General features: G+C 43.9%; 18 protein-coding genes. 9 read left to right on the plus strand and 9 right to left on the minus strand.

What is annotated here, in order from left to right; translation table 11 throughout:
- The first annotated feature begins 215 nt into the window (after window positions 1-215).
- The 4 genes from MED92_RS00930 (at window position 216) to MED92_RS00945 (ending at window position 7,227) form a co-directional block, all read left to right on the plus strand.
- The gene (locus MED92_RS00930; RefSeq protein WP_272941710.1) at window positions 216-1,634 is read left to right on the plus strand and encodes an extracellular solute-binding protein; all 1,419 of its coding nucleotides are present in this window, start codon (window positions 216-218) and stop codon (window positions 1,632-1,634) included.
- Complete coding sequence (locus MED92_RS00935) at window positions 1,631-4,249, plus strand: EAL domain-containing protein (protein ID WP_007019582.1); 2,619 nt, start codon at window positions 1,631-1,633, stop codon at window positions 4,247-4,249. Before MED92_RS00930 ends, MED92_RS00935 begins: the two co-directional genes overlap by 4 nt.
- Window positions 4,250-4,403: 154 nt before the next feature.
- Window positions 4,404-5,849, plus strand: coding sequence for a rhomboid family intramembrane serine protease (locus tag MED92_RS00940; RefSeq protein WP_007019583.1), 1,446 nt, complete (start codon window positions 4,404-4,406; stop codon window positions 5,847-5,849).
- Between the two features lie 31 nt (window positions 5,850-5,880).
- Window positions 5,881-7,227 carry a B-box zinc finger protein gene (locus MED92_RS00945; RefSeq protein WP_154715111.1) on the plus strand — a complete coding sequence of 449 codons (1,347 nt, stop codon included), beginning with the start codon at window positions 5,881-5,883 and terminating at the stop codon, window positions 7,225-7,227.
- A 304-nt stretch (window positions 7,228-7,531) separates the two neighbouring features.
- On the opposite strand, the gene MED92_RS18310 is transcribed toward MED92_RS00945, so the two are convergent.
- Both MED92_RS18310 and ppsR read right to left on the minus strand, forming a co-directional pair.
- Window positions 7,532-8,179 (minus strand): FecR family protein, encoded by a 648-nt coding sequence (locus MED92_RS18310; protein WP_007019585.1) that lies wholly within the window; start codon window positions 8,177-8,179, stop codon window positions 7,532-7,534.
- Window positions 8,180-8,212: 33 nt separating this feature from the next.
- Complete coding sequence (gene ppsR / locus MED92_RS00955; protein WP_007019586.1) at window positions 8,213-9,031, minus strand: posphoenolpyruvate synthetase regulatory kinase/phosphorylase PpsR; 819 nt, start codon at window positions 9,029-9,031, stop codon at window positions 8,213-8,215.
- 261 nt (window positions 9,032-9,292) lie between these two features.
- On the opposite strand from ppsR, the gene ppsA reads away from it, so the two are divergent.
- On the plus strand, window positions 9,293-11,662 hold the full coding sequence (gene ppsA / locus MED92_RS00960) for a phosphoenolpyruvate synthase (RefSeq protein WP_007019587.1): 2,370 nt from the start codon (window positions 9,293-9,295) through the stop codon (window positions 11,660-11,662).
- 49 nt (window positions 11,663-11,711) lie between these two features.
- Here ppsA and rrtA read toward each other — a convergent pair whose 3' ends face one another.
- Window positions 11,712-12,332, minus strand: a complete 621-nt coding sequence (gene rrtA / locus MED92_RS00965; RefSeq protein WP_007019588.1) for a rhombosortase — start codon at window positions 12,330-12,332, stop codon at window positions 11,712-11,714.
- A 13-nt stretch (window positions 12,333-12,345) separates the two neighbouring features.
- Window positions 12,346-14,469 carry a VIT and vWA domain-containing protein gene (locus MED92_RS00970; RefSeq protein WP_007019589.1) on the minus strand — a complete coding sequence of 708 codons (2,124 nt, stop codon included), beginning with the start codon at window positions 14,467-14,469 and terminating at the stop codon, window positions 12,346-12,348.
- A gap of 198 nt (window positions 14,470-14,667) precedes the next feature.
- Between MED92_RS00970 and MED92_RS00975 the strand changes: the two genes are divergently transcribed.
- On the plus strand, window positions 14,668-15,366 hold the full coding sequence (locus MED92_RS00975; protein ID WP_007019590.1) for a hypothetical protein: 699 nt from the start codon (window positions 14,668-14,670) through the stop codon (window positions 15,364-15,366).
- Between the two features lie 2 nt (window positions 15,367-15,368).
- On the opposite strand, the gene MED92_RS00980 is transcribed toward MED92_RS00975, so the two are convergent.
- A complete protein-coding gene (locus MED92_RS00980) occupies window positions 15,369-16,100 on the minus strand; it encodes a helix-turn-helix domain-containing protein (protein WP_007019591.1) in 732 nt (243 codons plus the stop codon).
- Between the two features lie 96 nt (window positions 16,101-16,196).
- Entirely contained in the window at window positions 16,197-17,135 is a 939-nt protein-coding gene (locus MED92_RS00985; RefSeq protein WP_007019592.1) for a LysR family transcriptional regulator, read from the minus strand.
- Window positions 17,136-17,280: 145 nt separating this feature from the next.
- Here MED92_RS00985 and ydiJ point away from each other — a divergent pair, with 145 nt between their 5' ends.
- Entirely contained in the window at window positions 17,281-20,349 is a 3,069-nt protein-coding gene (gene ydiJ / locus MED92_RS00990) for a D-2-hydroxyglutarate dehydrogenase YdiJ (RefSeq protein WP_007019593.1), read from the plus strand.
- A gap of 42 nt (window positions 20,350-20,391) precedes the next feature.
- Here ydiJ and MED92_RS18920 read toward each other — a convergent pair whose 3' ends face one another.
- Entirely contained in the window at window positions 20,392-20,787 is a 396-nt protein-coding gene (locus tag MED92_RS18920; RefSeq protein WP_154715112.1) for a hypothetical protein, read from the minus strand.
- A gap of 343 nt (window positions 20,788-21,130) precedes the next feature.
- Between MED92_RS18920 and rraA the strand changes: the two genes are divergently transcribed.
- Entirely contained in the window at window positions 21,131-21,619 is a 489-nt protein-coding gene (gene rraA, locus MED92_RS01000) for a ribonuclease E activity regulator RraA (protein WP_007019595.1), read from the plus strand.
- A 71-nt stretch (window positions 21,620-21,690) separates the two neighbouring features.
- Here the strand turns inward: rraA and MED92_RS01005 are convergent, their stop codons facing one another.
- Window positions 21,691-21,897: a hypothetical protein gene (locus MED92_RS01005; protein ID WP_007019596.1), complete on the minus strand. Its 207-nt coding sequence runs from the start codon at window positions 21,895-21,897 to the stop codon at window positions 21,691-21,693.
- 208 nt (window positions 21,898-22,105) lie between these two features.
- Here MED92_RS01005 and MED92_RS01010 point away from each other — a divergent pair, with 208 nt between their 5' ends.
- A complete protein-coding gene (locus MED92_RS01010; protein ID WP_007019597.1) occupies window positions 22,106-22,516 on the plus strand; it encodes a hypothetical protein in 411 nt (136 codons plus the stop codon).
- Here MED92_RS01010 and MED92_RS01015 read toward each other — a convergent pair.
- Entirely contained in the window at window positions 22,504-22,935 is a 432-nt protein-coding gene (locus MED92_RS01015; protein ID WP_007019598.1) for an RrF2 family transcriptional regulator, read from the minus strand. The two genes, MED92_RS01010 and MED92_RS01015, sit on opposite strands and share 13 nt — an antisense overlap.
- Window positions 22,936-22,992: the final 57 nt, after the last annotated feature.

Genomic DNA, 22,992 nt, shown 5'->3' on the forward strand with positions numbered 1-22,992 from the left:
TTCTAGCTTCTAGCTTCTAGCTTCTAGCTTCTAGCTTCTAGCTTCTAGCTTCTAGCTTCTAGCCTCTAGCCTTAAAACTAAGGTCAAATCCCATAACCTCATATAAATCTGCTAATACTTATAAGGTAACTAATCTCCTGAAGATTAATAACAAAAATCATGGAGTATCTATGAGGATTTGCCTGGGTTCTAAAATCCTTTTTTGTTTTGGCTTAATGGCAACTACCGTATCGTTCAATCTAAGTGCCGGAGAGCAGGCAGATAAAGCAGTACGTCAAGTAAATCAATTGATTGCATCCGGGGAGATTAAAAAGGGTGCATTGCTCCGAATCGTTGCTAAGCAGGGGAATATTGCGAATTTTCTGGGGCAGGATCTTGCCTTAAAAGAGCTGTGGCAACAGGAAACGGGTACCTTCATTGACGCTAATACCATGCCGCAAAAGGCTTCATTAGATTTTATTCAACAAGCTAGCAATGTAGATCTAACAATCGCTAGAAACCGTGAATACCCGGATCTTTATCATCAAAACCTAATCGAGGATCTGACCCCGCTGGCGGCTAGATTTGGCTTTGATCTGGTTGCTGACACAGATCTCATCCTTCCTGAAATGCAGAGCTCATTTAATGGTAAACAGGTAGCGATACCCGCAGATGGAGATATTGCGGTTTTGTATCTTCGACGCGACCTGATTGAAGACGCTGAAAAACAAAAAGCCTTCCGTGCTAAATATGGTATTGATCTAAACATACCGCAAACCTGGGATGAATATCAGAAGCAGGTTGAGTTCTTTGATCAATCAGCGAATGGTTTTTATGGATCTCTGGAGCAACGAGATCAGGCATCTGCCTGGATGTTCTGGATGTTGCGATATGCTTCACAAAAATTTCCGAATCAATACTTGTTTGACAAGGAGATGCAGCCGTTAGTAAACAGCCAAGCTGGTATTGAGGCAACCCGCAGTTATATTGCTACTTTGCCATTTTCGCCTGAAGGGATTCTAGATCCAAAAAGTAATTATACCTTCACGCTTCCGAAGTTTTTAAATGGTCAGGGGTATTCGATGATCATTACTCTGGCAGGAGCAAAGATACTCAATTTGCCGCATTCAAAGGTCAGGGAAAAGTATATTGCGGTACCTGTTCCTGGTAATAAATCAGATGGAAGTCTTAACCGGAGAACAACGCTTATTTACGGAAATAATATTGTCATACCTAAGGGGGCTGCCAATAAAGAGCTCGCTTATTTGTTCGCGATGTGGCTCACCGATCCTGATATTTCAAAGCAGGCGTTGTTAGCGAGAGGCGGCTTTTCTGATCCCTATCGTTATTCTCACTACACTTCAGAGCAAATGGAAAAGGTATACAGTAAAAGTGTTCTTGTAACCGTTAAATCTGATCTCGCTCTCGCAGTTCCTGCAGGTACTGGTTTGCCAGGGGATACTGAATATATTTCTGCATTAAATAAACAACTCTTTCTAGCCTCGCAGGGGAAAGTTACTCCAGAGCAAGCAATGCGAGAAGTTGAGCGTAGCTGGCAGCAAATAACAGAAAAATATGGCCGCGAATCTCAGAAAACTATTTGGCAAAATGTTCGTGCTTTATATCCAGGGTTTTCAAGTAAGGTCAATGAATGAAGAATCAGCATCCTGCGCTTGAAATGCACCAAACCCCTAAATCATCTTTTAAGAGTAAGCTCCTGCTCGGTTCAATAACGGTTATGACGTTGATAGCTGTCTTGTTATTAATCGGGAATGGGGCGATCCAGAGAGCAGTCAAGCAACAGGAAGAGGTAAGAAATCAGACGGTACTTCCTTTGGCTGAAATGAGTAATTTGCAAGCGCAAATCTATAGAATTAGGGTCACAGAGGCTAATTTATCGCAAATCAACGACTACTTTGCTATGGCAGCTGAAGTCGATTTTCTTAATAGGCAAATAACAGAATTTCACCTTTCACTGGATATTTTTCTAGAAAAGAACCGGGAGCTTTATGATGACAGGGCTGAGTTATTAGAAAGCAATTGGCTGCTAATGACCAACAGTCTTGAGCAAGTCATCCAGGCCGCAAATGAGATGAACAGCAGCGAAGTGGATCGCCTGTCTGCTTACGATGTTCAACCCCGTTTTAATACCCTTATCACCTTGATGGAACAACTAGCAGTACAGATCAACAAAGGTTCAGAGGAACAGTTCCAGGAAGCGATTCTTAGCTTAGAAAAGCAAAGAACACAATTCCTGATTTTTTCTCTGGCTGCGATGCTGATACTCGTTGGGCTCATGTTAAATTTTACGCGTTACTTATCAGGTAGGGTTAGCTTTCTTCACGCTGCATTCACCCGTGTTTCATCTGGCTATATCCATGATCCTATTGATGTCAGAGGAAGTGATGAACTGGCTGAGTTAGCTGTCGCTTTCAATGCTATGCAAGATAAGATTGCCAGCCGTGAGAAGGCGCTTCTAAAGGCCCGGGAAGAACTAGAGCTGAGAGTTGAGCAGCGAACCAACCAACTTCAGGAAATTAATTTTCAGCTACAACAAGAGATCGATGTCAGGCTACGGGCAGAAGAAAATCTCAGAGTGCTTTCTCAGGCTGTATCCCAGAGCCCTATCAGTATCATTATCGCAGGTGTTGATGGGGGCGTGGAGTATGTGAATCAGGCTTTCACTGATTGTTCTGGTTTCAGTGTTGAAGAGATCAAAGGCAATGATTTTACGTTTCTTAATAATCTTGATAGCCAGCCTGAATTAAGTAAGGAGTTGTGGGATGCGATTAATAATGGGCAAGAGTGGCGTGGGGAGTTAGCGAACTTACGAAAAAATGGTCAGCGCTATTGGGAATACACCCATATCTCACCGGTAACCGATGAAACAGGGCAAATCACCCATTATCTGATTATTAAAAACGATATTACCGAGCGGAAAGAGCAAGAGCAGAAAATTATTCACCAGGCGCACTTCGATTCGCTGACTGAGCTGCCAAATCGAAGTTTGGCAATGGACAGGCTTGCGCAAGGCGTCATTAAAGCCTCACGAAATAATGACGTGTTGGCTTTAATGTTTATCGACCTCGATGGTTTCAAAAATGTAAACGATTCACTGGGTCATGATATTGGTGATCAATTACTGATTCATGCCTCGAAGAGGTTATCGGATTCAGTACGTAATACAGACACGGTAGCAAGGCTAGGTGGGGACGAATTCTTAATTATTATGGAAGGGTTAGTCTCTAGAAGAGATTGCTTACCCGTATTAAACAAAATCAAAGAGAGTTTTGGGGCTCCATTTAATATCGGCAGTAACGAACTCAAGGTAACGCCAAGTATTGGGTTGTCTCTCTTTCCTGATGACGGTCAGGATGGTGATGTTTTGTTAAGAAATGCTGATTTAGCCATGTATCAAGCGAAAGAGGCGGGTAGAAATACTCATCATTTCTTTAACCAGGAGATGCATAAGAACCTGCGCCGACGATTAGAGATTGAAAATCAGCTAAAGCATGCCCTTGAGAAAGGGGAGCTATTTCTTCTCTATCAACCTATTGTTGAAGCAAAGACTTATGAGCTTAAAGGTCTTGAAGCATTGATTCGTTGGGATAATGAATTGTTGGGCAGAGTGATGCCTGATGAGTTTATCAGTGTTGCAGAACAGAGCGGCCTGATTATCCCTATTGGAAATTGGCTGGTAAATGAGGTGCTAGCACAGATGAAATGCTGGCATGGTTCTGTGCTAGAAGATATTGCTATCTCAATTAATGTATCGCCACGTCAGATACAGGATCAAAGCCTTCAGCCTTTAATTAATGATGCGCTCGAAAAATATAGTTTTACCGCGAGTAAACTGATTTTGGAGGTGACCGAGGGGTTGTTAATCAGAAACCCTCTTGAAGCTAAGAGCAATCTTCAAAGGTTGAAGGACCTTGGGGTTCAATTAGCGATGGATGACTTTGGAACGGGATACTCTTCCTTGAGTAATCTGAAGAATTTTCCATTTGATATTTTAAAAATTGATAGGACATTTGTTCGAGATATAGAGAAAGATGACGATGACTACGCACTTGTATCGGCTGCTGTAAGTATGGGGCGTGGGCTTGGGCTGAGGATTGTAGCGGAAGGTATTGAGACTAAGAACCAGCTTGAGATCCTGTCAGACATGCAATGCGACAGTGTACAGGGTTTCTATTTTAGCCGACCTTTATCTGCAGAGGCGATTAAGGATTGGTCTGAGAAATATCATTATAAACCTAACCCTCAATAATATATTTAACCTTATGATTTTAATGCTCTTTGGTTAAAAATCATGCTAGGCTGTTATAACTTGGTTAAGGAATTGGTTTGCTTTGCATAGACTTTGCAGAATAAGCACGGGGCTATTTCTGTCTTAGCTACAAAGCGAATGGAATCGGATTGTCATGGTAATCATTCCTACTGAAAAGCGCTTCGATTGGCAGCGCCCGCCGTTTGTTCTATTTTTACTCGTTCTGAGTAATGTACTTATTTTTTTCTTTCTTCAGGATGAAGATCAGGAAAAGTTCTATCAGGCTATGAGTCGCTATGAGCAGCTTGAGTATTTTGAAACAGAATGGCCGCTTTACCTTCAGTATCTCAAAGAAACAAAGGTGAGCGATCGCACGGTTTTAAGAAATGAGAAGTTGTACGATCTGGGAGAGCATGGGTTATTAGCTCAACAGCTTGTAACAGACAAGCCGTTCTATGATTATCTTCGCTATAACCAAGTCAGATTTCAGGAGCCTGAAAAGGGTGATTATTGGAAGGATCGTGAGGCAATAGTTTCGCTGATCAATGAAACCAGTATTTACGGCTATGGGCTCAAACCCAAAGAACTGAATCCGATTAGCCTGCTTACACACCAATTTCTTCATGGCGACCTTCTGCATCTGATGGGCAATATGTTCTTTCTGATTGTCTTTGGTTTTGCCGTAGAAGCTGCTATCGGCCAAATACGCTTTCTTATCTTTTATCTGCTTTCAGGCTTAGCTGGAGGCATCCTGTTTATGACTGTAAATGCTGATAGTCCTAGTGCCTTGGTTGGTGCTTCTGGTGCGATATCAGGGGTGATGGCTATGTATCTGGGTGTGTTTAGATTAAGAAAGATTGAGTTCTTTTATTGGTTGTTTATTTTTGTTGGTTTTATCAGAGCTCCTGCACTTTGGGTGCTCGCTCTATATATAGCCAATGAATTGTTTAATTTCATGACGCAAACCGATTCGAATGTCGCCTTTATGGCACATATAGGCGGGTTTATTGCGGGTGCAATTTTAGTATTAACGACTTATCTGGTTAATCCTAAAGCTTTTGATGAAGAGTATATGGAAGCCGATGAGCAGCATTCGCCAGAACAGCAGGCGCGCACAAAAATCTACCAGTTAATGTCTAATTTTGCATTCGATAGTGCGGTAAAACAGATCGATACTTACCAGGCTCAATATGAGTTTAGTTTTGAGTTGGCGCTTCTTCGATATCGTATTTTGAAAACCTGGAACGATGATCAGCTTCTAGATTGTGCCGTAGAGCTGATGAAGAAAGAAAAACTAGATCCGGAACAAATGCTTCAGATCGAAAAAATATGGCGTTCTACCGAATGTGCTGAATCACAATTTAATAACCAAGAATTGTTGGCTCTGGGTTGGCGAACCTGTGCGATAGATAACCTTAAGCTGGCTGAAGATCTGTTTGTAATGTTGTATTCGCGAGGGGTTAAAACTGAAGAATTGAGTCATTTTGCTCGTAAACTCTCTGTTTGTTTTGGGCAAAAAGAGCATGATGCTAAGTGTAAAAAATACGCTAAAGCTGCCGATGAGATTTATGATAGATCTCGCGGGTTTTCAAGCTTCTGATCATGTTGGTTAAGAGTGAGTAGATCTTTTAATGGATTATTGTAAATATCACCCAACAGTAGCGGCCACCTTTAAGTGCAAGCATTGCGACATGACACTTTGTGATCAGTGTGTTGATCATTCTGAAGATGGAATACGCTGTTTCATCTGTGGGGAAGAGCTTGAAAGCCTTGGTGCAGGGCATGATATTACCCCATTTTGGCGCAGGCTGGATAAGGCTTTTAAATACCCGATGAACCGGGAAACGATGCTTTTAATCGTAATTGCTTCGGTTGTTTCTTCTTTTGGCGCTCTGATTGGAGGGATCAGTGGATTTGTTCTTGGATTGATTGTTACAGCGGCGACAACTAAGTTCAGCTTTATGTGCTTACAGCATACCGCCGACGGAAAACTAGAGTGTCCGGAAGCCAAAGAATCTTTATCTGGTGGATTAAAGATCGTTCTTCATTTTATCGCTATATTTATTTTTATTAGCTTGATGATATACGGAGTCTCACAATCTCTTGGTGAGACTGCTTCAGTTATCGCCATTTTGTTTTGGACAATCAGTTTACCCGCTATATTCGTCAGCTATGCTAGAAATGAATCTATTATAGATGCGATAAATCCGATAGAAATTATCAAGCTAGTCTCTGCACTAGGCGGATCTTATTTTCTGCTTTTGTTGTTTTTGAGCATCATGGCTGCTTCTGTCGGCACGTTGAATCACATTCTCAGTGATTTTTACTTTTTCTCGACGGTGCTTCAAAGCATTGTTTCATACTATTACTTGGTCGTTATTTTTCATTTAATGGGATACCTGATTTTTCAGAAGCAGAAGAAGCTGGGGTTTGTCAGCCGCTTTGACGATGATGATGCTTTGTTTAGCAGGCCAGAATCGCAGCGTGAATCCGCTAAGCTTAATGTGCTGGCAAAGGCCGGCAAGTTCGATGAATTGGAAGCTACCTTTCGGGATTTGGTAAAGAGTAATCCTGATGATTTGTTCTTAAGTCAGAAAATGATGGATTTCTTTGAAGCTGCAAAGAAGTATGATCGGGTTGATTCATATTTCCCTGGTTATCTTGATCTGATTGAAAAAAATAATCGCGCCGGGCAGGCGGTGATTCTTTATCAGAAACTCACACACAAGAACCCGGATTATCAGCTTGCTACTGCTGAAACACGTTTCAGACTAGCTAATTTGTGTTTGGCGGCAAGCAAGCCGGCTTTAGCAGTTAAATTGATCAATGGTATTCATCGCGATCATCCCGATTTCACGGATATGGTCGCTGCCTATGAGACCATGTTGGCCGCGTTAAAAGAGATACCGGGCAGGGGGATGCAAGCTGAAAAATGTGAGCAACTACTGGAAAAACTAAGAGGAAAGTTTGCCTCTTAAAGTGTTAGCGTTTTTTACCCTGGTTAGGGAACCTGCGAATAAGTCTCATGCTTTCTCAGTGGGCCGTAGAACGGCCATATGCGCGAAAGTCAGTGCAGTGATATGTCTAGACCTTTCCAAGCTGACTGACAAAGCAGATAGTCGTTATAAAGCCCACCTTATGGGGCTTTCAGAGCAAACGAATCGCTTTGTTAATAATTTGCGACCGGCAGGCGTCCTGAGGTAACCAACATGACTGTAATTATTGCCTCGCGCTTCACTTGCTCTGTAAGCCTGAGGCGCATAGGACTTGTTCGTAGGTTCCTTAGTATTCCCAGTGGTTTTTCGTGGGCTCCTTAACTCGGGTTGCTTCTGCAGCTTTGTTTAGCATCTCTTTTGTCCATTTGGACACAGGATTTGGCTGTTTCCCTGGAAAAACTTTGGTCCCATCGCCAGGCTTTAGAATCTCTACCTGACCATGCTCATTCTTGATATATACGCCTTTGCCTTCCAGCATGGTTACATCAAGCGCATCCGAAAAGATTAACCCTCCCCAAAACTCCGTACCTCTTACACCTATGGTGGCAACAGGTGTGTGGATTTCAAACTTCGGATTCTGTTGTTTGCCAATGGAGCCTGTCAGTGTCCGGAATGCGCCCTTAAGCATTTTGAAGCTGACATCGGATGTTTCCTCATCGAATTCATACCGGGACAGCTCGAACTCTGAGTTTTCCGCCAGTGATATGGTTGTCTTATCTTTAAGCCGAAAGAGTACTTTGCTTCCAACTGGGGTTATCAATGTATCTGAAGTATAAAGAGGGGAGTTTCTTTTGATAAATAGATGTTGGCCTGAACGCTCGACTAATGGGGAGCCGAGCGTAAGGACGACTTTACCTATCTCACTGGCCGTTGCAGCACCAGTAAACAATGAGAAAATGATAGTTAAGTAGATAAATCCTTTAGGTTTCAACATGTTGTGATTCCTGGTGTCCATTTTCTTTAGAGTTTAGTTCATTCTGCGCTCTAGTCCGGCATGGGCCATGACTCGGGTCGAAATTTCCTCGATCGAGAAATTGGTCGTATTAATGGATGAAATATTAAGCTTCTTGAATAGTTTTTCTACTTCTCTAACTTCAAAGTCGCACTGATCAAGTGAAGCGTATCGACTATTAGGTCGGCGTTCATGACGAATGGCAGCTAATTGGAAAGGGTCAATAGTCAGGCCATACAGTTTGTGCCTGTGTTCCTCCAGAACGGAGGGTAATTTATTGAATTCGAGATCTTCTTCGGTAAGGGGGTAATTGGCTGCACGTATACCAAACTGCATCGCCATGTAGAGACAGGTTGGCGTTTTTCCGCATCGAGATACACCGACGAGAATAATGTCAGCGTTCGCATATTGTTTGGTACGTGCACCATCATCGTTGTCTATCGCAAAATTCACCGAATCTATTCGATCTTTGTAGCGAGTACGTTCAACTATTCCGTGGGATTTACCTACCGAATAATTTGAGTCTGCACCGAGTTCACTCTCTAATGGCTTCAAGAAACTGGAAAAAACATCGATCTTAAACGCATTAGAATTAGCGATAATCGCGCGAATATTTTCATCAACGACGGTGTCAAAGATAAGTGGTCTTGCCTGGTCTGATTCGGCCGCTGAATTGATTTTATGAACGGCTTCATTAGCTTTATCAACACTATCAATATAGGGGAGCGTAATCTGTTCAAACTCAATAGCATCGAATTGAGCAAGAAGGCTATGTCCCAATGCTTCTGAAGTGATACCAGTACCATCCGAGATAAAAAAAGCAGTTCGTTTCATTTTGTTTTTACATATTCAGCCTAGAATTGTTCTGAACTATACCAGATGTGTTATCAAAAATGCCCTCAATCACTTGTGTAACTGTGAAGTTAGTACCAATGTGTTATCTATGAAATGACAATAGTAATAAAGCACTGAGATTAATTTACATGTTCACTAATTGTTTGAAAATACGGCTTTTTAGTAGGGATTTTTACTGCTGACTGAAGTAATATCAGCGCATAACTATTATTAGCTAGAACCAGAGTAGGAGATAGTCCGTTGCAGAACTATGTACTGCGCCTAGATCAGGTAGGTATGAATGATGTAGAGAGAGTCGGTGGTAAAAACGCCTCTCTTGGTGAGATGCTTCAGGAACTAACGGGCGCGAATGTTAAGGTGCCAAATGGTTTCGCCACTACAGCTGATGCATATCGTGATTTTTTGGCGCATGGCGGTCTTGAAGAGAAAATCAACGCTAAGCTTCATGAGCTGGATACTAACGATATACAGGCATTAACAGATGCGGGTAAAACCATTCGTAACTGGGTAATGGAAGCTGATTTTCAACCTGAGCTAGATGCAGCCATAGAGACCTACTGGGCTGAGATTTCTGCGGATAATGCGAACCTTGCTGTCGCGGTTCGCTCTTCTGCAACAGCAGAAGATCTGCCAGATGCATCATTCGCAGGCCAGCAGGAAACATTTCTGAATGTTCGTGGTCTGGCTAATGTTAAGCATGCGATCAAAGAAGTGTTCGCTTCTTTATATAATGACCGGGCCATTTCGTATCGCGTTCACCATGGCTTTGAACATAGTGAAGTCGCGTTGTCTGCTGGTATTCAGCGAATGGTTCGTAGTGAGACAGGTTCTTCTGGTGTCATGTTTACGCTAGATACCGAGTCTGGTTTTAACCATGTCGTATTTATTACTTCTGCGTATGGTTTAGGTGAAACGGTAGTACAGGGTGCGGTTAACCCTGATGAGTTTTACGTGTACAAACCTACATTAAAGATGAACGCGCCTGCGATTATTCGTAAGACCCTGGGTTCAAAGGCAATCAAGATGGTCTATTCAGAGCCTGGCTCTGAAAACCCCGTCGCTACGGTTGATGTGGATATGGCCCAGCGAAACGAATTTTCGATTAATGATGATGACGTCCAGCAGCTAGCCAGAATAGCCCTTGAGATTGAAGCCCATTATGGGCGCCCTATGGATATTGAGTGGGCTAAAGACGGTGATACCGGCGAGTTGTTTGTTGTGCAGGCACGTCCTGAAACCGTTAAGAGTCGTAGCAACCAGGCGGTTATTGAGCGCTATCTGCTGAAAGAAACCAGTGAGGTGCTGGTCGAAGGGCGCTCTATTGGTCATAAAATTGGTTCTGGCCATGTGCGAATTGTCCACGATCTTAGTGAGATGGAAACGGTTCAGCCGGGCGAAGTGCTAGTCACAGACATGACGGATCCGGACTGGGAGCCAGTTATGAAACGCGCGTCAGCGATCGTGACCAATCGTGGCGGACGTACTTGCCATGCGGCTATTATTGCCCGCGAGCTGGGTATTCCTGCCATTGTCGGTTGTGGTGACGCAACAGAGCAGTTCGTTAATGGGCAGTTGGTCACTGTATCCTGTGCGGAAGGCGATACGGGCAGAGTTTACGCAGGTAAGCTGGATTATGAGCATCAGTCTAATAGTGTTGAGCAGATGCCTGATCTACCGTTTGAGATCATGATGAACGTGGGTAATCCGGATCGTGCTTTTGATTTCCAGGCACTCCCTAATGCGGGTGTTGGTCTGGCTCGACTTGAGTTCATTATTAACCGCATGATCGGCGTCCATCCTAAAGCATTGCTGAACTTTGATACTCAGCCTCCTGCGCTTCAGCAAACCATTTCTCGTAGAATTGCAGGTTATGACAGCCCTGTAGATTTCTATGTTGATCGCCTGGTTGAGGGTATCTCTACGTTAGCAGCAGCTTTCTATCCGAAGAAAGTGATCGTGCGTATGTCGGATTTTAAATCGAATGAGTATGGTCACCTTATCGGGGGTGAGAGCTTTGAGCCTAGCGAAGAAAATCCTATGTTGGGTTTCCGTGGAGCAGCTCGTTACATCTCCGAGAGCTTCCGCGATTGCTTTGAGCTCGAGTGTCGGGCATTGAAGCGTGTTCGCGATGAGATGATGCTGACAAACGTTGAAGTGATGATTCCATTTGTACGTACACCAGGTGAAGCTAAACAGGTCGTTGATCTGCTGGCTCAGAATGGTTTAAAGCGTGGCGAGAATGGCCTTCGAGTCATTATGATGTGCGAAATCCCTTCAAACGCGTTGTTGGCTGATGAGTTTCTTGAGCATTTCGATGGATTCTCAATTGGTTCAAATGACCTTACTCAGCTCACGTTGGGCCTGGATCGTGATTCCGGTGTTATTGCACACCTTTTTGATGAGCGAAACGAAGCGGTTAAGAAGCTGCTTTCCATGGCTATCAATGCGTGTAAGAAGCAGGGCAAATACATCGGTATTTGTGGTCAGGGGCCTTCTGATCATCCTGACCTTGCTCGTTGGTTGATGGAGCAGGGAATCAGTACTGTCTCGTTAAATCCGGACTCTGTACTGGATACTTGGTTCTTCCTCGCAAACAATGACGAAGAATAAATAAGAAAGCAGCCGAAAGGCTGCTTTTTTTATCGGCTTAAATGTTTATTTAATCCGCCCTGGGCTTCGAGGTCATCATGATAATTGTCCCTGTCATAAGACCTAGCAGATGGGCTGGATAGAATAGCTCCCACCCCTGGTTAGCAAATACGTTTGACGCTGTGGCTATCTCAAGCAAGGTTTTACCTATCACGATGAGCAAGGGGATCCAACCCTTAAGCCCTCGGTTATCCGTTAGCCATATCCAACAGGCGATCACTAGATAGGCATATAAAATACCTGATATCCCGCTGTACTTTTCTATGGAGGTGAGTGGAGATATTAAGAAAATGCTTAGGGTCGTAACAGATAGCAATAATGTGGGAACTACAAGATTGCTTCTTTTTGATTCTACATACCAGGCGCAAGCGCTAAACCCGACCAGATCCCAGAAGGCATGATCGAAGGAGCTATGAACGAAATGCCCTGTGGCTAAGCGCCAAATTTCGTATTCTTCTGTAATTGCGTAGTAGTCAAAACAAAGCAGGTCGACAATAAATACAGATGGGAGTAGCTGAACAAAGCTGCATAGCAGCAGAATGCTTAATGTTATTGGTGCTACTCGTAACGCTGAGTTATCGACACAGTCGCCTCCAGGGGCGACTGTGCTTTTTGCTGTGTAGAGCTGCATAATCATTTACACCTTAGCTTTTAAATCTTCTTATCTGCATTAAGGCGATGGATGCAGCAATTAAAATGACAAGCCATGGAGAAACTGCACCTCCACCAGAGCCTGATCGAGATGGAGTAACCGTTGCTCGTTGCTGGCTTTGATTGGGTTGGCTAGCATTCTGCTGTTTAAACATGGGCTGCTGTTTATCTACCCTATGCTGTTCAGCTGTAACAGGTTTACTCGCGCGGGTTTCTCTCGCTTTCTGTTCTTTCGCTACACGCTTCTGGTTATTTCGTTCAATGTTTAAAGATTTGAAAACTTCATCTCTGACAACTACCATCGATGTGTAGTCAGTGACTAATCCGTATTCTACAGCGGTATCTACGATGGCCTGTTCGGTGTCCTTATCAGAGCCTAAATAATCCATTTCAGCCTGAAGCTCTTCGATTGCGGCAAAGGCCCATAGTCTTTCCAATTCTGGGTGATCAGTCGATGTATCAGGCAATTGAAAGCGTGTGGTATAGGTTTTCTTTTCACCGTTGATTGATCCAGTCAAACGTATCTCAGCTTCACCGGGCTTATAGTAATGCCCAAAAAGAGTCAGTTGTTGGCCATGGTAGAGTGTATTGGCCAACCGAGGCTTAACCATGTCTTTACTTCTTACGCCAACGACTTCTACCTCTATGTCACGCATAGCTGCATGAGTCATCTTTCCTTGAGCTAACATTAACTGCCCGACGATATCATCTGAGTTTGATATCGACATTGCGAATCCGTTGGAGACGCGCGTCATCTCTTCAAGTAACGGTCGATTAGCACTGTTGCCCATGATAAACGTAAACAATCGAACATCTTTTTGTTCTAGCAGGTTAAGAAATTTTGATTTGTGTGTTGTACCCACATTGGCGACGCCATCGGTTACAAGCACTATGGCTGTACTTCTATCAGAATCCAGTTGGTTAATTCCCGTTTGTAATCCTGCATACAGGTTTGTGCCCTGTCCTGGCTGGATCTGATCTAGTTGATTTAAGGTGTTTTCAACCGTTGTTTTATCAGCAGGTAGATATCCTTGTGTGAAGCTTCGGGCCTGGTTGTTAAACAGAACGATTCTGAAACGGTCGTTTGGCGATAAGTTACTGAGTCCTTCGCGAACCCCTTCAACAAGGGCTGCAAATTTACCTTTCATTGACCCTGAAATATCAAGGACAAAAACCCAATCACGTCCTTGATTAAATGCTGGGAGATCCGTTCCAGGTGTCAGTGTGAGCTTATAAGTGCCTTTATTATTGCCAGATTCTTTATAAGCTAGCATATCAACACTGGCGGGAAGATTTGGCTGATGACGCCAATACATCAAGATATCCTGGTCAAGTGTTGTGGCGGGCCCTGAGAGGCTATCTGTATTGATAGGTTGCCCTTCTTCATCAGTGGAAGAGGCAGCTGCAGTATTTGCAAGGTTAGCGGTCCATTCGTGATTGCTGAGTTGTTGCAGGCTAGCGTTCGGATGTTTCGGTAATCTTAAGCCATCAACTGGGTAGCTTGTTCTAAGTTTGACGTCGAAAGTGAATTTTTCCTCAACGATTTCATTACGATTCCAGAAACTTAGTTTTTGTTCATCGACGCCGCCATCCTCTAAGGGGTATACATAACGACCAATGCCGGTATCAGTCTGAGTATTCTGTAGATAGACCAGCTTAATTTTCACGTCCTGGTTTGCTTTAACCGGAAATACGGAAATATCGAAGGTTTTATAGCTGTCTTTTTCAACGATTGCTGCTTCGCGGCCTTGTTGTTTTTCTTGTTCATATATTTCTCGGGCGCGTTGTTTCTCAATAACTTCACCTGTGACGGGTTGCCCGTCTATCCAATAACTAAATTCGCCTACCGCAGCTTTTTCAGGAACCGGAAATGAGTAAATTGCTTCGAGATCGTTTCCATTAGGATTGTGAAAAATCTGTTCGATTGTCGTGGTCGCGTACATATCTTCGATAACGACATCTACGTGGTGTTCTTTTATTTTGAGGTCAGCATAAGTGGCATTACTTGGTTTAAGTAAACCAGCTGACTCAGCCAGCGGTGAGATTAATAGCGAACTGCTTAAGGCTATCGCACTAAAAAGGGGAGTGAGTTTAAATTTGCTTGCCTGGTTCTTCATCGGTGTGTCCTCGTTTAGTCGTGAGGCCAGCATGACCTGATGAGTCTGCATGTGATACTAAGTCGATTTAAGGCGCACTTATTTAGGCTTTCGGTATTGAAATTCGATACCAAAAGGGTTTTGGCTAACTGGTCTGTTAATTGCTTAATACAAGATTCAGGAATAGAAAACGATTTCAGACCATGATGGGGTAGGGATATGTACAGCACCGATATTCGGGGTGTCAGCACAACATCAGCTGTAAGTAATGTGGCTGGGCTGGGTGAAACCCTTAGGGAAAAAGAGGAAAGTATTGGCCGCTGGGTGGCAAACACAGGTTCCGGGCATATTTCGGAAAAAGCCAGGCAGCTGAATGAATCTGAATCAGTCTATCGAATGGCCACTGGCGGCGGTGAAAAGGATATCGATCTGGATACCTATTTCTCACCAGATGCTCCAAGGTCTAATGATCTGTTTGATATAGATAGCCTGTTATTGCCTAGCAGTCAGAATGTGGCAGCTATTCAGGAACACATCAACAAAAAAATGCCATCGTTTCTTGCTCAGAACAATATTCCAGAGGCCCCGGAATTCATAAGATATGATGGCCATGGGAAGATGGTCCTTCCTGAAGACTACGCCTATGCTGATCAATTCAGGGAAGCCATTGAGAGTGATCCTGGTTTGGGCAAAGCTTTGAGCACGGTTAATGCACTGGCATCACATTTAGCGGCTTTGAAAGAGTTGGAACCATTCAATCAGGAGATGGAGGCAGCTGAATCACAAGCACAGATAAAGGCGATTATTGAGAAATACAGCCACCTGCTTTCTGATAACAGAAGTTATCCTGAGATACAGCTCTCTTTTAATGACAAAGGTCAGTTATCAGTGAAGGCTGATGGTAGTGCGCTAGTTTAACGCTATTTAAGGATTTTTTTGAACAGTGAGTACTGCCACTGGCGTATAGCAAGAACCATGGTAGTACCACTTTTTTTGTCATTAGGTGCAGAATGATCTTCCTGCATGAGCTCATTAAATTCCGCTGCTAAGCGCTGCATTTTTTTCTGTATCCGGGCATTCGAAGCATCGGTCAGAATTGCGTTACTAACAATGAGCTTTTCGTTGGCTTTATCAAAGCGGGAGCTGAAGAAATCCTGCTCGACCTTTTCCTGGAAAAACTGCTGGATTGGGCCGTTCGGTAGCCAATGAAAATTTGGTGCGACCAATAGTTTTACCCGATTGCCCGGAAGGAGGTCGATAATTTTGAGGCGATCGAGTTTAGCTAGTTTTTGAATGCATTCTGGTTCTTGGATGTCATAGGCATTTTGTATGTCATCAAATGTCATGCCGCTGATCACACTGACCGTGATCAGGAGTAGAATCAGATCTCCTGCAATCTCTTTCTCTTGGTCACGGGTTAATTGAGTTAGATGCCGTTGATCTTTATTCATCTTCTGCACAAGTTCAGAGAGTTCTAAATTCAACATGTCACAGATGGTTTCCAGGCGCTGCAGGGTAAAGTTTTTTTCTGCGAAAAGTCGTTTGACCGAGGCTTCACTTAATTCGAGAACTTCCGCTACATCGATGTAGGTCTTTCCTTGCGCTTTCAGCTCGCGTTTTAGTGTATCAATGAGTGGGCCTACCTGAGCCATGACCTGTCCTTTGTTTTAGTCCAATTGTTCTTGTTAAGGCATGTTACAACGCAGCTATCAATCCTCGCAATTATCCCGAGGAGCCTAATTATTTGATTAGTCTTCGGTTCTAACAAATTGTGGTAAGTTAGTAGCAGAGAAGTGTTCATTGATCATTTGCAGTAATGATTCTGCTGCGGGGCTTAATGAACGTCCTTTACGGCTGATGATGCAGATCTCTCTGAATAATGCGGGTTCATCAAGCGGTATGAAATGCAGTTCATCAAACGAGCGTGTGCTGGCTGCTAGCGACGGCAACAGTGAAATCCCCAGGCCTGTTTTGATGAGCTCAGCTAGTCCCGCAGGCGTCGAAACTTCGATACCTGCCCCCTGAAGCTGGAGGTCCAGATCGTTTTCCTTTTCAAGTTTTCTAAGCTGAGAGCGGGTCCCGGTATCTTCAGTCAGATGAAGTTGGGGTAAACTGCTTATTTCATCCCATCTAATGATCGCTTTTTCGGCTAAGTGATGGCCGGAAGGAACAACAACACCGTATCTGTCTTTTAGAACAGGCGTGTAGCTCAGCTCTGGTTGATTAGAGTGATTGCCACCTAATCCGAAATCTACTTCATTTTCTAATACTCTTTGTTCGATTCCACTGGCGTTATCATCTCTCAGATAGATACCGATTTTTGGCGAATCTAAGTGATAAGCCTTAATAATAGGCGGGAGAACTCTACTGATCATTGAAGGTGAAGCCGCGACACCTATCTGTCCCTGTTGCTGTGTTGCTGTAGCATGGAGGTCATTAAACGCGGTATCGAAATCTGAAATCAGCTTTTCAGCTACAGGAAGAAAGGTTTCTCCTTCGCCAGTCAGTAGTACTCGGCGAGTCGTTCTATCAAGTAGCTTTAAGCATGCCTGATCTTCCAGCTGTTTAATCGTGGCTGTTAGAGTCGATTGTGTCAGGTGGAGATTTTCTGCTGCACGAGTAAAGCTTCCGCAGGATGCGATCTCAACAAAGGCGCGTAGATGTCGAATCGATATATTATTCGTCATTATCAATTAATCTATTGAATTTTATCGTTTGATTGATAAATGATAATTCTGCATTATTGCGCCCAATATCACAAATTGAGCATCTGGCCGCATAAGAACAATTGAGCACTGTTCTTGAAATACGGTCATTTATAGAGGCAGTATTATGATCCCTCGTCTTTCCCAAGTCGAAACTACCGAAGCTATTTACCTTCAGTTTATTGAAGCGTTACAGAAAGCGGGTTTTGCCGGTGATCTGAATCAGGATTACGCAAACCGTATCGTTCTTTCGACAGACAATAGTATCTATCAGATGCTGCCCCAGGGGGTTTTGTATCCAAAATCTACAGATGATTTGGTATTGATTGCCAAATTAGCGGATGAGTCTCGTTTTGCTGAAGTAAAGCTGAGCGCGCGTGGCGGTGGTACAGGTACCAATGGTCAGTCTCTAACGGATGGTTTGATTGTTGATATCTCTAAGCACATGAACCAAGTGCTAGAGATTAATGAAGAGGAGCGTTGGGTTCGTGTTCAAGGCGGTGTTGTTAAAGACCAACTTAACCGTGCACTAAAGCCTTATGGTTTCTTTTTTGCTCCTGAGCTTTCTACCAGTAACCGTGCAACGGTAGGCGGTATGATCAATACCGATGCCAGTGGTCAGGGCTCGGTAATGTACGGTAAAACCCGTGATCATGTACTGGAATTAAATTCAGTGCTCTTAGGTGGCGAGCTTTGGAGCTCCAAGCCGATTTCTGATGAAGAGCTGTCTGAGATTAAGCAACGTGACGATCGTGTCGGGGAAATTCATCGATTGGTTGATGAGGTATTCACAGAGAAGAAAGATCTGATTGATGCCAAGTTTCCTAAATTAAACCGCTGTCTCACAGGTTATGATCTTGCGCATATCCGTGATGAGGCAGGGCGTTTCAATCTGAATTCGGTACTTTGTGGTGGTGAGGGCTCTTTGGCTTTTATTGCTGAAGCTAAGTTGAATGTTCTGCCAATTCCAAAGTTCGCTGCTTTAGTAAACATTAAGTACGATAGTTTTGAGTCATCTTTACGTGACGCGACAGACTTAATGGAGTGGAACCCAACTTCGATCGAAACTATTGATTCTAAAGTACTTAATCTTGCGATGGGGGATATTATATGGGACACGGTAAGTGCCTATTTCCCACAAGAAGAAGGTGAGCCAGAGATCAGTGGCATCAACCTGGTTGAGTACACGTCGGATGATGAAGAATCTCTAAGAGCCGATGTTGCGCGATTAGAAGAGCATCTTAAATCGGTTGCGGGTCAGGCTGGTAAGAGCTTTGGCTTCTCGGTGGTTTATGGTGCTGGCGAGATTAACAAAGTTTGGGCTATGCGTAAAAAGGCCGTGGGTCTGCTAGGTAACGCTAAGGGGCAGGAGCGTCCAATCCCATTCGTTGAAGATACAGCAGTACCGCCTGAGAACCTTGCTGATTTCATCATGGAGTTCCGTAAGGTTCTTGATGATCGAGATCTGGCTTACGGCATGTTTGGTCATGTCGATGCGGGCGTGCTGCATGTACGACCTGCTATTGATATGAAAGACCAGCTACAGGAATCTTTAATTCGTGATATCACGGATGAGGTCGTAGCGCTTACTGTTAAATACAAAGGTCTGTTGTGGGGCGAGCACGGTAAAGGAGTGCGTTCTGAGTATGCGCCGGAATTCTTTGGTGAATTGTATCCAGAGCTACAGCGGATCAAAGGTGGGTTTGACCCGCGTAACCAGATGAACCCGGGTAAAATTGCAACGCCTGCGATCGATGGTGCTGAACTGCTGAAGATTGATGAAGTACCAACACGTGGCCAATTTGATCGCCAGATCAACTCAGATACGCGTGAAGAATATAAAGAAGCCATGTTTTGTAATGGCAACGGTGCATGCTTTAACTACGATCCCAATGACGCGATGTGCCCTTCATGGAAAGGTACCCGTCAGCGTATTAACTCGCCAAAAGGTCGCTCTTCACTGATTCGTGAATGGCTACGTTTGATGGAGCAAAATGGTACCGATCTGGTTGAAGAGGCTAAGCGTGTTAAAGCGAGTTCCTTTATAGCTTCGCTACCAAAACGTATCAAAAATACCCTCGCCAAGAAAAAAGAGGAAGAGTACGACTTCTCCCATGAAGTTCATGAATCCATGATGGCGTGCCTGGCGTGTAAATCTTGTGTTGGTCAGTGCCCAATCAAGGTTAACGTTCCAGATTTTCGCGCGCGCTTTTTAGAAGTCTATTACGGTCGTTACCTGCGTCCTGCAAAGGATTACATGGTGGGCTCTTTGGAATACATGATTCCTTGGTTGTCCAAGTTCCCTGCGCCATACAACTGGGCGATGCAGAACAAGGCGCTTAAAGCGATCTTTCGCAAGCATGCAGGTATGGTGGATAGTCCTACGATCTGTACCAATGGCTTGATTGCTGGGATGAAAGCACGTGGGGTAGAGTTTGCTTCGCCGCAGTTAATTAAGAGCTTGAATGAAGAACAGCGCAGCAATGCGGTAATCATCGTACAAGATGCATTTACAAGTTACTTTGAAACTCAGCTGGTGCTGGATCTTGTTGATCTTCTGTCTGGGCTTGGTTTCCATGTTTTATTAGCGCCATTTAAGCCAAATGGTAAGCCATTGCATGTTCATGGCTTTATGAAAGCCTTTGAAAAAGCAGCTGAATCTAACAGCGCTATGCTAAAAGAACTGGATAATACAGGCGTACCAATGATCGGTATCGATCCATCAATGACGCTGACTTACCGTCAGGAATACGGTTATGTTATTCCGGAGAAAGATCTGCCAAAAGTTCAGCTGATTCAAGAGTGGCTGAGTAACCAAAAAGATAAGCTCCGCGCTTTTGATTTGGCGAATCGTCCAACGACTGAATTTAAGTTGATGGCTCATTGCACAGAGAAGACCAATGCGGCGCCTAGCATTCGTATGTGGCAACAGATCTACGAAATGATGGGGTTGACGCTTGATATACAGGCCGTAGGTTGCTGCGGTATGTCAGGCACATACGGTCATGAAACTCAGAACGTTGAGACTTCCCGTGCGATCTATCAATTGAGTTGGGCTGAAGTGGTAAATAATCCAGAAAACAAAGATCGCTTACTTGTGACAGGTTACTCGTGCCGTAGTCAGGTTAAGCGCATTGATGATCAGCAATTACTTCACCCAATTCAGAAACTGTTGAGCTTATTGAAGGATAAGTAATAGTCAGTTTTACAAAAAAGCGCAGCTTAATGCTGCGTTTTTTTATGGCATTTTCACACTTTGCGGGGCTATACGGATATGCAGATCTGTATAGCCTTTTTTTATCAATAGTTCAGCCTGGGCTTTGGCTTGCTGAATCGTTTCAAATCCCCCATAAGAAAGGCCTAGAAAGCTATTTTTCATAGGAAAGGTGTATAAAGGTGCATCTACCTTGAACTGGCTAATGACAGTTTGACGGCTGATCTCTTTTTTATACGCGCCAATTTGGATTGTGTAGGTGAACCCCGGGCTAGCTGCAAAGGTATTTTGTGTTCGGGGCTTCTCGGTTTGCAGGCCCGGTTTTCGCTTACTCAGTCTTATAACCTCAATGATCTCAATATTTCTTCTAGGTTTTATGTTTGCTTGTGAGGTGTTTAAGTCTTTCTTTGCTTTAACCATAGGAACGCTTGTTTTGGGCGTGCCAGGTTTTAACTCAGGGTTTTGAATGACTGCGACGACAGGGTGTTGCTCAGAAGACCGGTATGGAGGCTCTGGTAACTGGCAGGGCTGGTTCTGTTTGGGGCTGCAAAAGGTATGCTGAGAGGGTGCGCAACCTGCTAGAGCGCCTGAAATCAGAACGCATAAGGTGCTTACGGTTTTGCTACTTTTGAAAGGCATTTCAAGTTAACCCGTTTTTCCTGCCTAAGTTGTAGTGCAATCGCACAACGAATCAGCGAATATACATGCTTTAGTTTGTTAGAGCATCTCTCTCAGATGTTTTATATCAATTAAGGAGCTTATTGTGGAAGATCTTCTACCTGAACTGTGTGACCAATTTCCTGAACTTGTGCAGGTCGTCGAGCCGATGTTTGGTAACTTTGGCGGTAAAGAGCGCTTTGGCGGTGAAATTGTTACTTTGAAGGCTTTTGAAGATAACTCTCTGGTTCGAGAGCAAGTTGCGCTTCCGGGTGAGGGCAAAGTGCTGGTGGTTGATGGTGGTGGCTCCATGCGCAAGGCGATGCTGGGTGACATGCTGGCAGAGAAGGCAACAAAGAACGGTTGGGAAGGGATCATCATTTACGGATGCATTCGCGATGTTAATGCAATCAGTGATCTGGACATCGGTGTGCAGGCGCTAGGCTGCCACCCAATGAAGACAGAAAAGAAAGGCTTGGGTGAGCTGAATGTCGATATTACCTTTGGTGGTGTTACCTTCAAACCAGGTCAGTACGTCTATGCTGATAATAATGGCGTTCTGATCTCACCAGAGAAGCTAGAGGTATCTGAGTAAGCAAAATCAGTTAGTTAGACTTTTTAAAGCCCGCATCTGCGGGCTTTATTGTTTGTGGCAAATGCTTCCAGCTATGCCAAACCCATCTGATAGCTAATATATGTTTTAGCGAGAAGGGTGAAAGCTGTCATGCCTGCAATCCCCCATAGAAATATCAATCTTCCTTCAAGTGTGGCTTTAGCTTTATTTGACACATGCCAGACAGTCCAAAGCTTGAATGCAACCATAAGAAGTACAGCGATAAAAACGCCTATTTCTGTTGCTGTCCAAATTACCATGATGCACCTCAATTAAAATGTATTTGAAATATATGATTGCATCAATATAATGTATTGTAAATACATCATAAGGAGCTGTAGTTGAAAAACCTTAATGAGCAGCATCGTATCTGGATGGAAGTAACAGGCTCAGCAGTCAACCGAGTCCATAGAATATCAGGAGTTAAGACCGCTGGTACAAATGAACATAAGAAGCGTGAGATTAGAGATGAAAAGAGTAGAAGCACTTATTCCACTAAGTAAGGATCATCATAAAGCGTTAGTCACGGCCAAAAGAATAGCGGATTTACAGGCACAGGCAGAACAGGAAATTGGCGAGTACTGGGATGCTAAGCGGGAAGTAATAAGGGACGAACTTCTGCCACATTTCAGCTCTGAAGAACATGCGTTAGGTCCTCTGCTCACACAGGACGGTGATCAGTACCATCAACGATTATTAGATGAGCATCAAATGCTACTGGGCCTATTGGCCGAAAAGGGAAGTAACAATGCCTTTAAGTTCTCTGAGCTCTTAAAGCAACATGTTCGTTTTGAAGAGCGGGAACTGTTTCCTTGGTTGGAAGCAAACTATTCTGCAGAAATACTTGAGAGGGCAATGCCCGAAGACTACAAGGCCTGATCGTTGATTAGGCTTTCTCGCATATCAGTACTTTCCAGCATGTCAGCCAGTGTGTATTGATCCAGTACGCGCATGAATGCGGTTTGCGCTTCTCCAAGAACCGATTGAAGGGTGCAAAAACCGGTCAGGCGACACATCTGTTGACCGCAATTAATTAAAGGCTGGCGCCCTTCAGCTTCGGCAATCACTTCGCCGATATTGATCTCAGATGGATGCTTCGCAAGCTTGATGCCGCCATTTTTTCCTCTGAACGTTGCCAGGTGGCCTGCTTTAGATAAAGCGTGTACAACTTTACGTAAATGTTCCACGGAGATGTCGTAGCATTTGGCAATCTCAGAAAGTGTTACCAGTCGTTTATCATTAGTCGCTACGTAAAATAAAACGCGTAAAGTGTAATCTGTAAATCGGCTTAATTGCATAGGGATGGGCTTTGTTAAGATGTCTCTGAAATATACGTTATCAAGATCCGATTAAGC

The sequence above is a fragment of the Neptuniibacter caesariensis genome (assembly GCF_000153345.1).
Taxonomy (GTDB): domain Bacteria; phylum Pseudomonadota; class Gammaproteobacteria; order Pseudomonadales; family Balneatricaceae; genus Neptuniibacter; species Neptuniibacter caesariensis.

Excerpts from the sequence above, each read along its gene's own strand:
- MED92_RS00930 (WP_272941710.1), top strand. The coding sequence starts at position 216 with ATGGCAACTACCGTATCGTTCAATCTAAGTGCCGGAGAGCAGGCAGAT.
- MED92_RS00935 (WP_007019582.1), top strand. The coding sequence starts at position 1,631 with ATGAAGAATCAGCATCCTGCGCTTGAAATGCACCAAACCCCTAAATCA.
- MED92_RS00940 (WP_007019583.1), top strand. The coding sequence starts at position 4,404 with ATGGTAATCATTCCTACTGAAAAGCGCTTCGATTGGCAGCGCCCGCCG.
- MED92_RS00945 (WP_154715111.1), top strand. The coding sequence starts at position 5,881 with ATGGATTATTGTAAATATCACCCAACAGTAGCGGCCACCTTTAAGTGC.
- MED92_RS18310 (WP_007019585.1), bottom strand. The coding sequence starts at position 8,179 with ATGTTGAAACCTAAAGGATTTATCTACTTAACTATCATTTTCTCATTG.
- ppsR (WP_007019586.1), bottom strand. The coding sequence starts at position 9,031 with ATGAAACGAACTGCTTTTTTTATCTCGGATGGTACTGGTATCACTTCA.
- rrtA (WP_007019588.1), bottom strand. The coding sequence starts at position 12,332 with ATGCAGCTCTACACAGCAAAAAGCACAGTCGCCCCTGGAGGCGACTGT.
- MED92_RS00970 (WP_007019589.1), bottom strand. The coding sequence starts at position 14,469 with ATGAAGAACCAGGCAAGCAAATTTAAACTCACTCCCCTTTTTAGTGCG.
- MED92_RS00975 (WP_007019590.1), top strand. The coding sequence starts at position 14,668 with ATGTACAGCACCGATATTCGGGGTGTCAGCACAACATCAGCTGTAAGT.
- MED92_RS00980 (WP_007019591.1), bottom strand. The coding sequence starts at position 16,100 with ATGGCTCAGGTAGGCCCACTCATTGATACACTAAAACGCGAGCTGAAA.
- MED92_RS00985 (WP_007019592.1), bottom strand. The coding sequence starts at position 17,135 with ATGACGAATAATATATCGATTCGACATCTACGCGCCTTTGTTGAGATC.
- ydiJ (WP_007019593.1), top strand. The coding sequence starts at position 17,281 with ATGATCCCTCGTCTTTCCCAAGTCGAAACTACCGAAGCTATTTACCTT.
- MED92_RS18920 (WP_154715112.1), bottom strand. The coding sequence starts at position 20,787 with ATGGTTAAAGCAAAGAAAGACTTAAACACCTCACAAGCAAACATAAAA.
- MED92_RS01005 (WP_007019596.1), bottom strand. The coding sequence starts at position 21,897 with ATGGTAATTTGGACAGCAACAGAAATAGGCGTTTTTATCGCTGTACTT.
- MED92_RS01010 (WP_007019597.1), top strand. The coding sequence starts at position 22,106 with ATGAAAAGAGTAGAAGCACTTATTCCACTAAGTAAGGATCATCATAAA.
- MED92_RS01015 (WP_007019598.1), bottom strand. The coding sequence starts at position 22,935 with ATGCAATTAAGCCGATTTACAGATTACACTTTACGCGTTTTATTTTAC.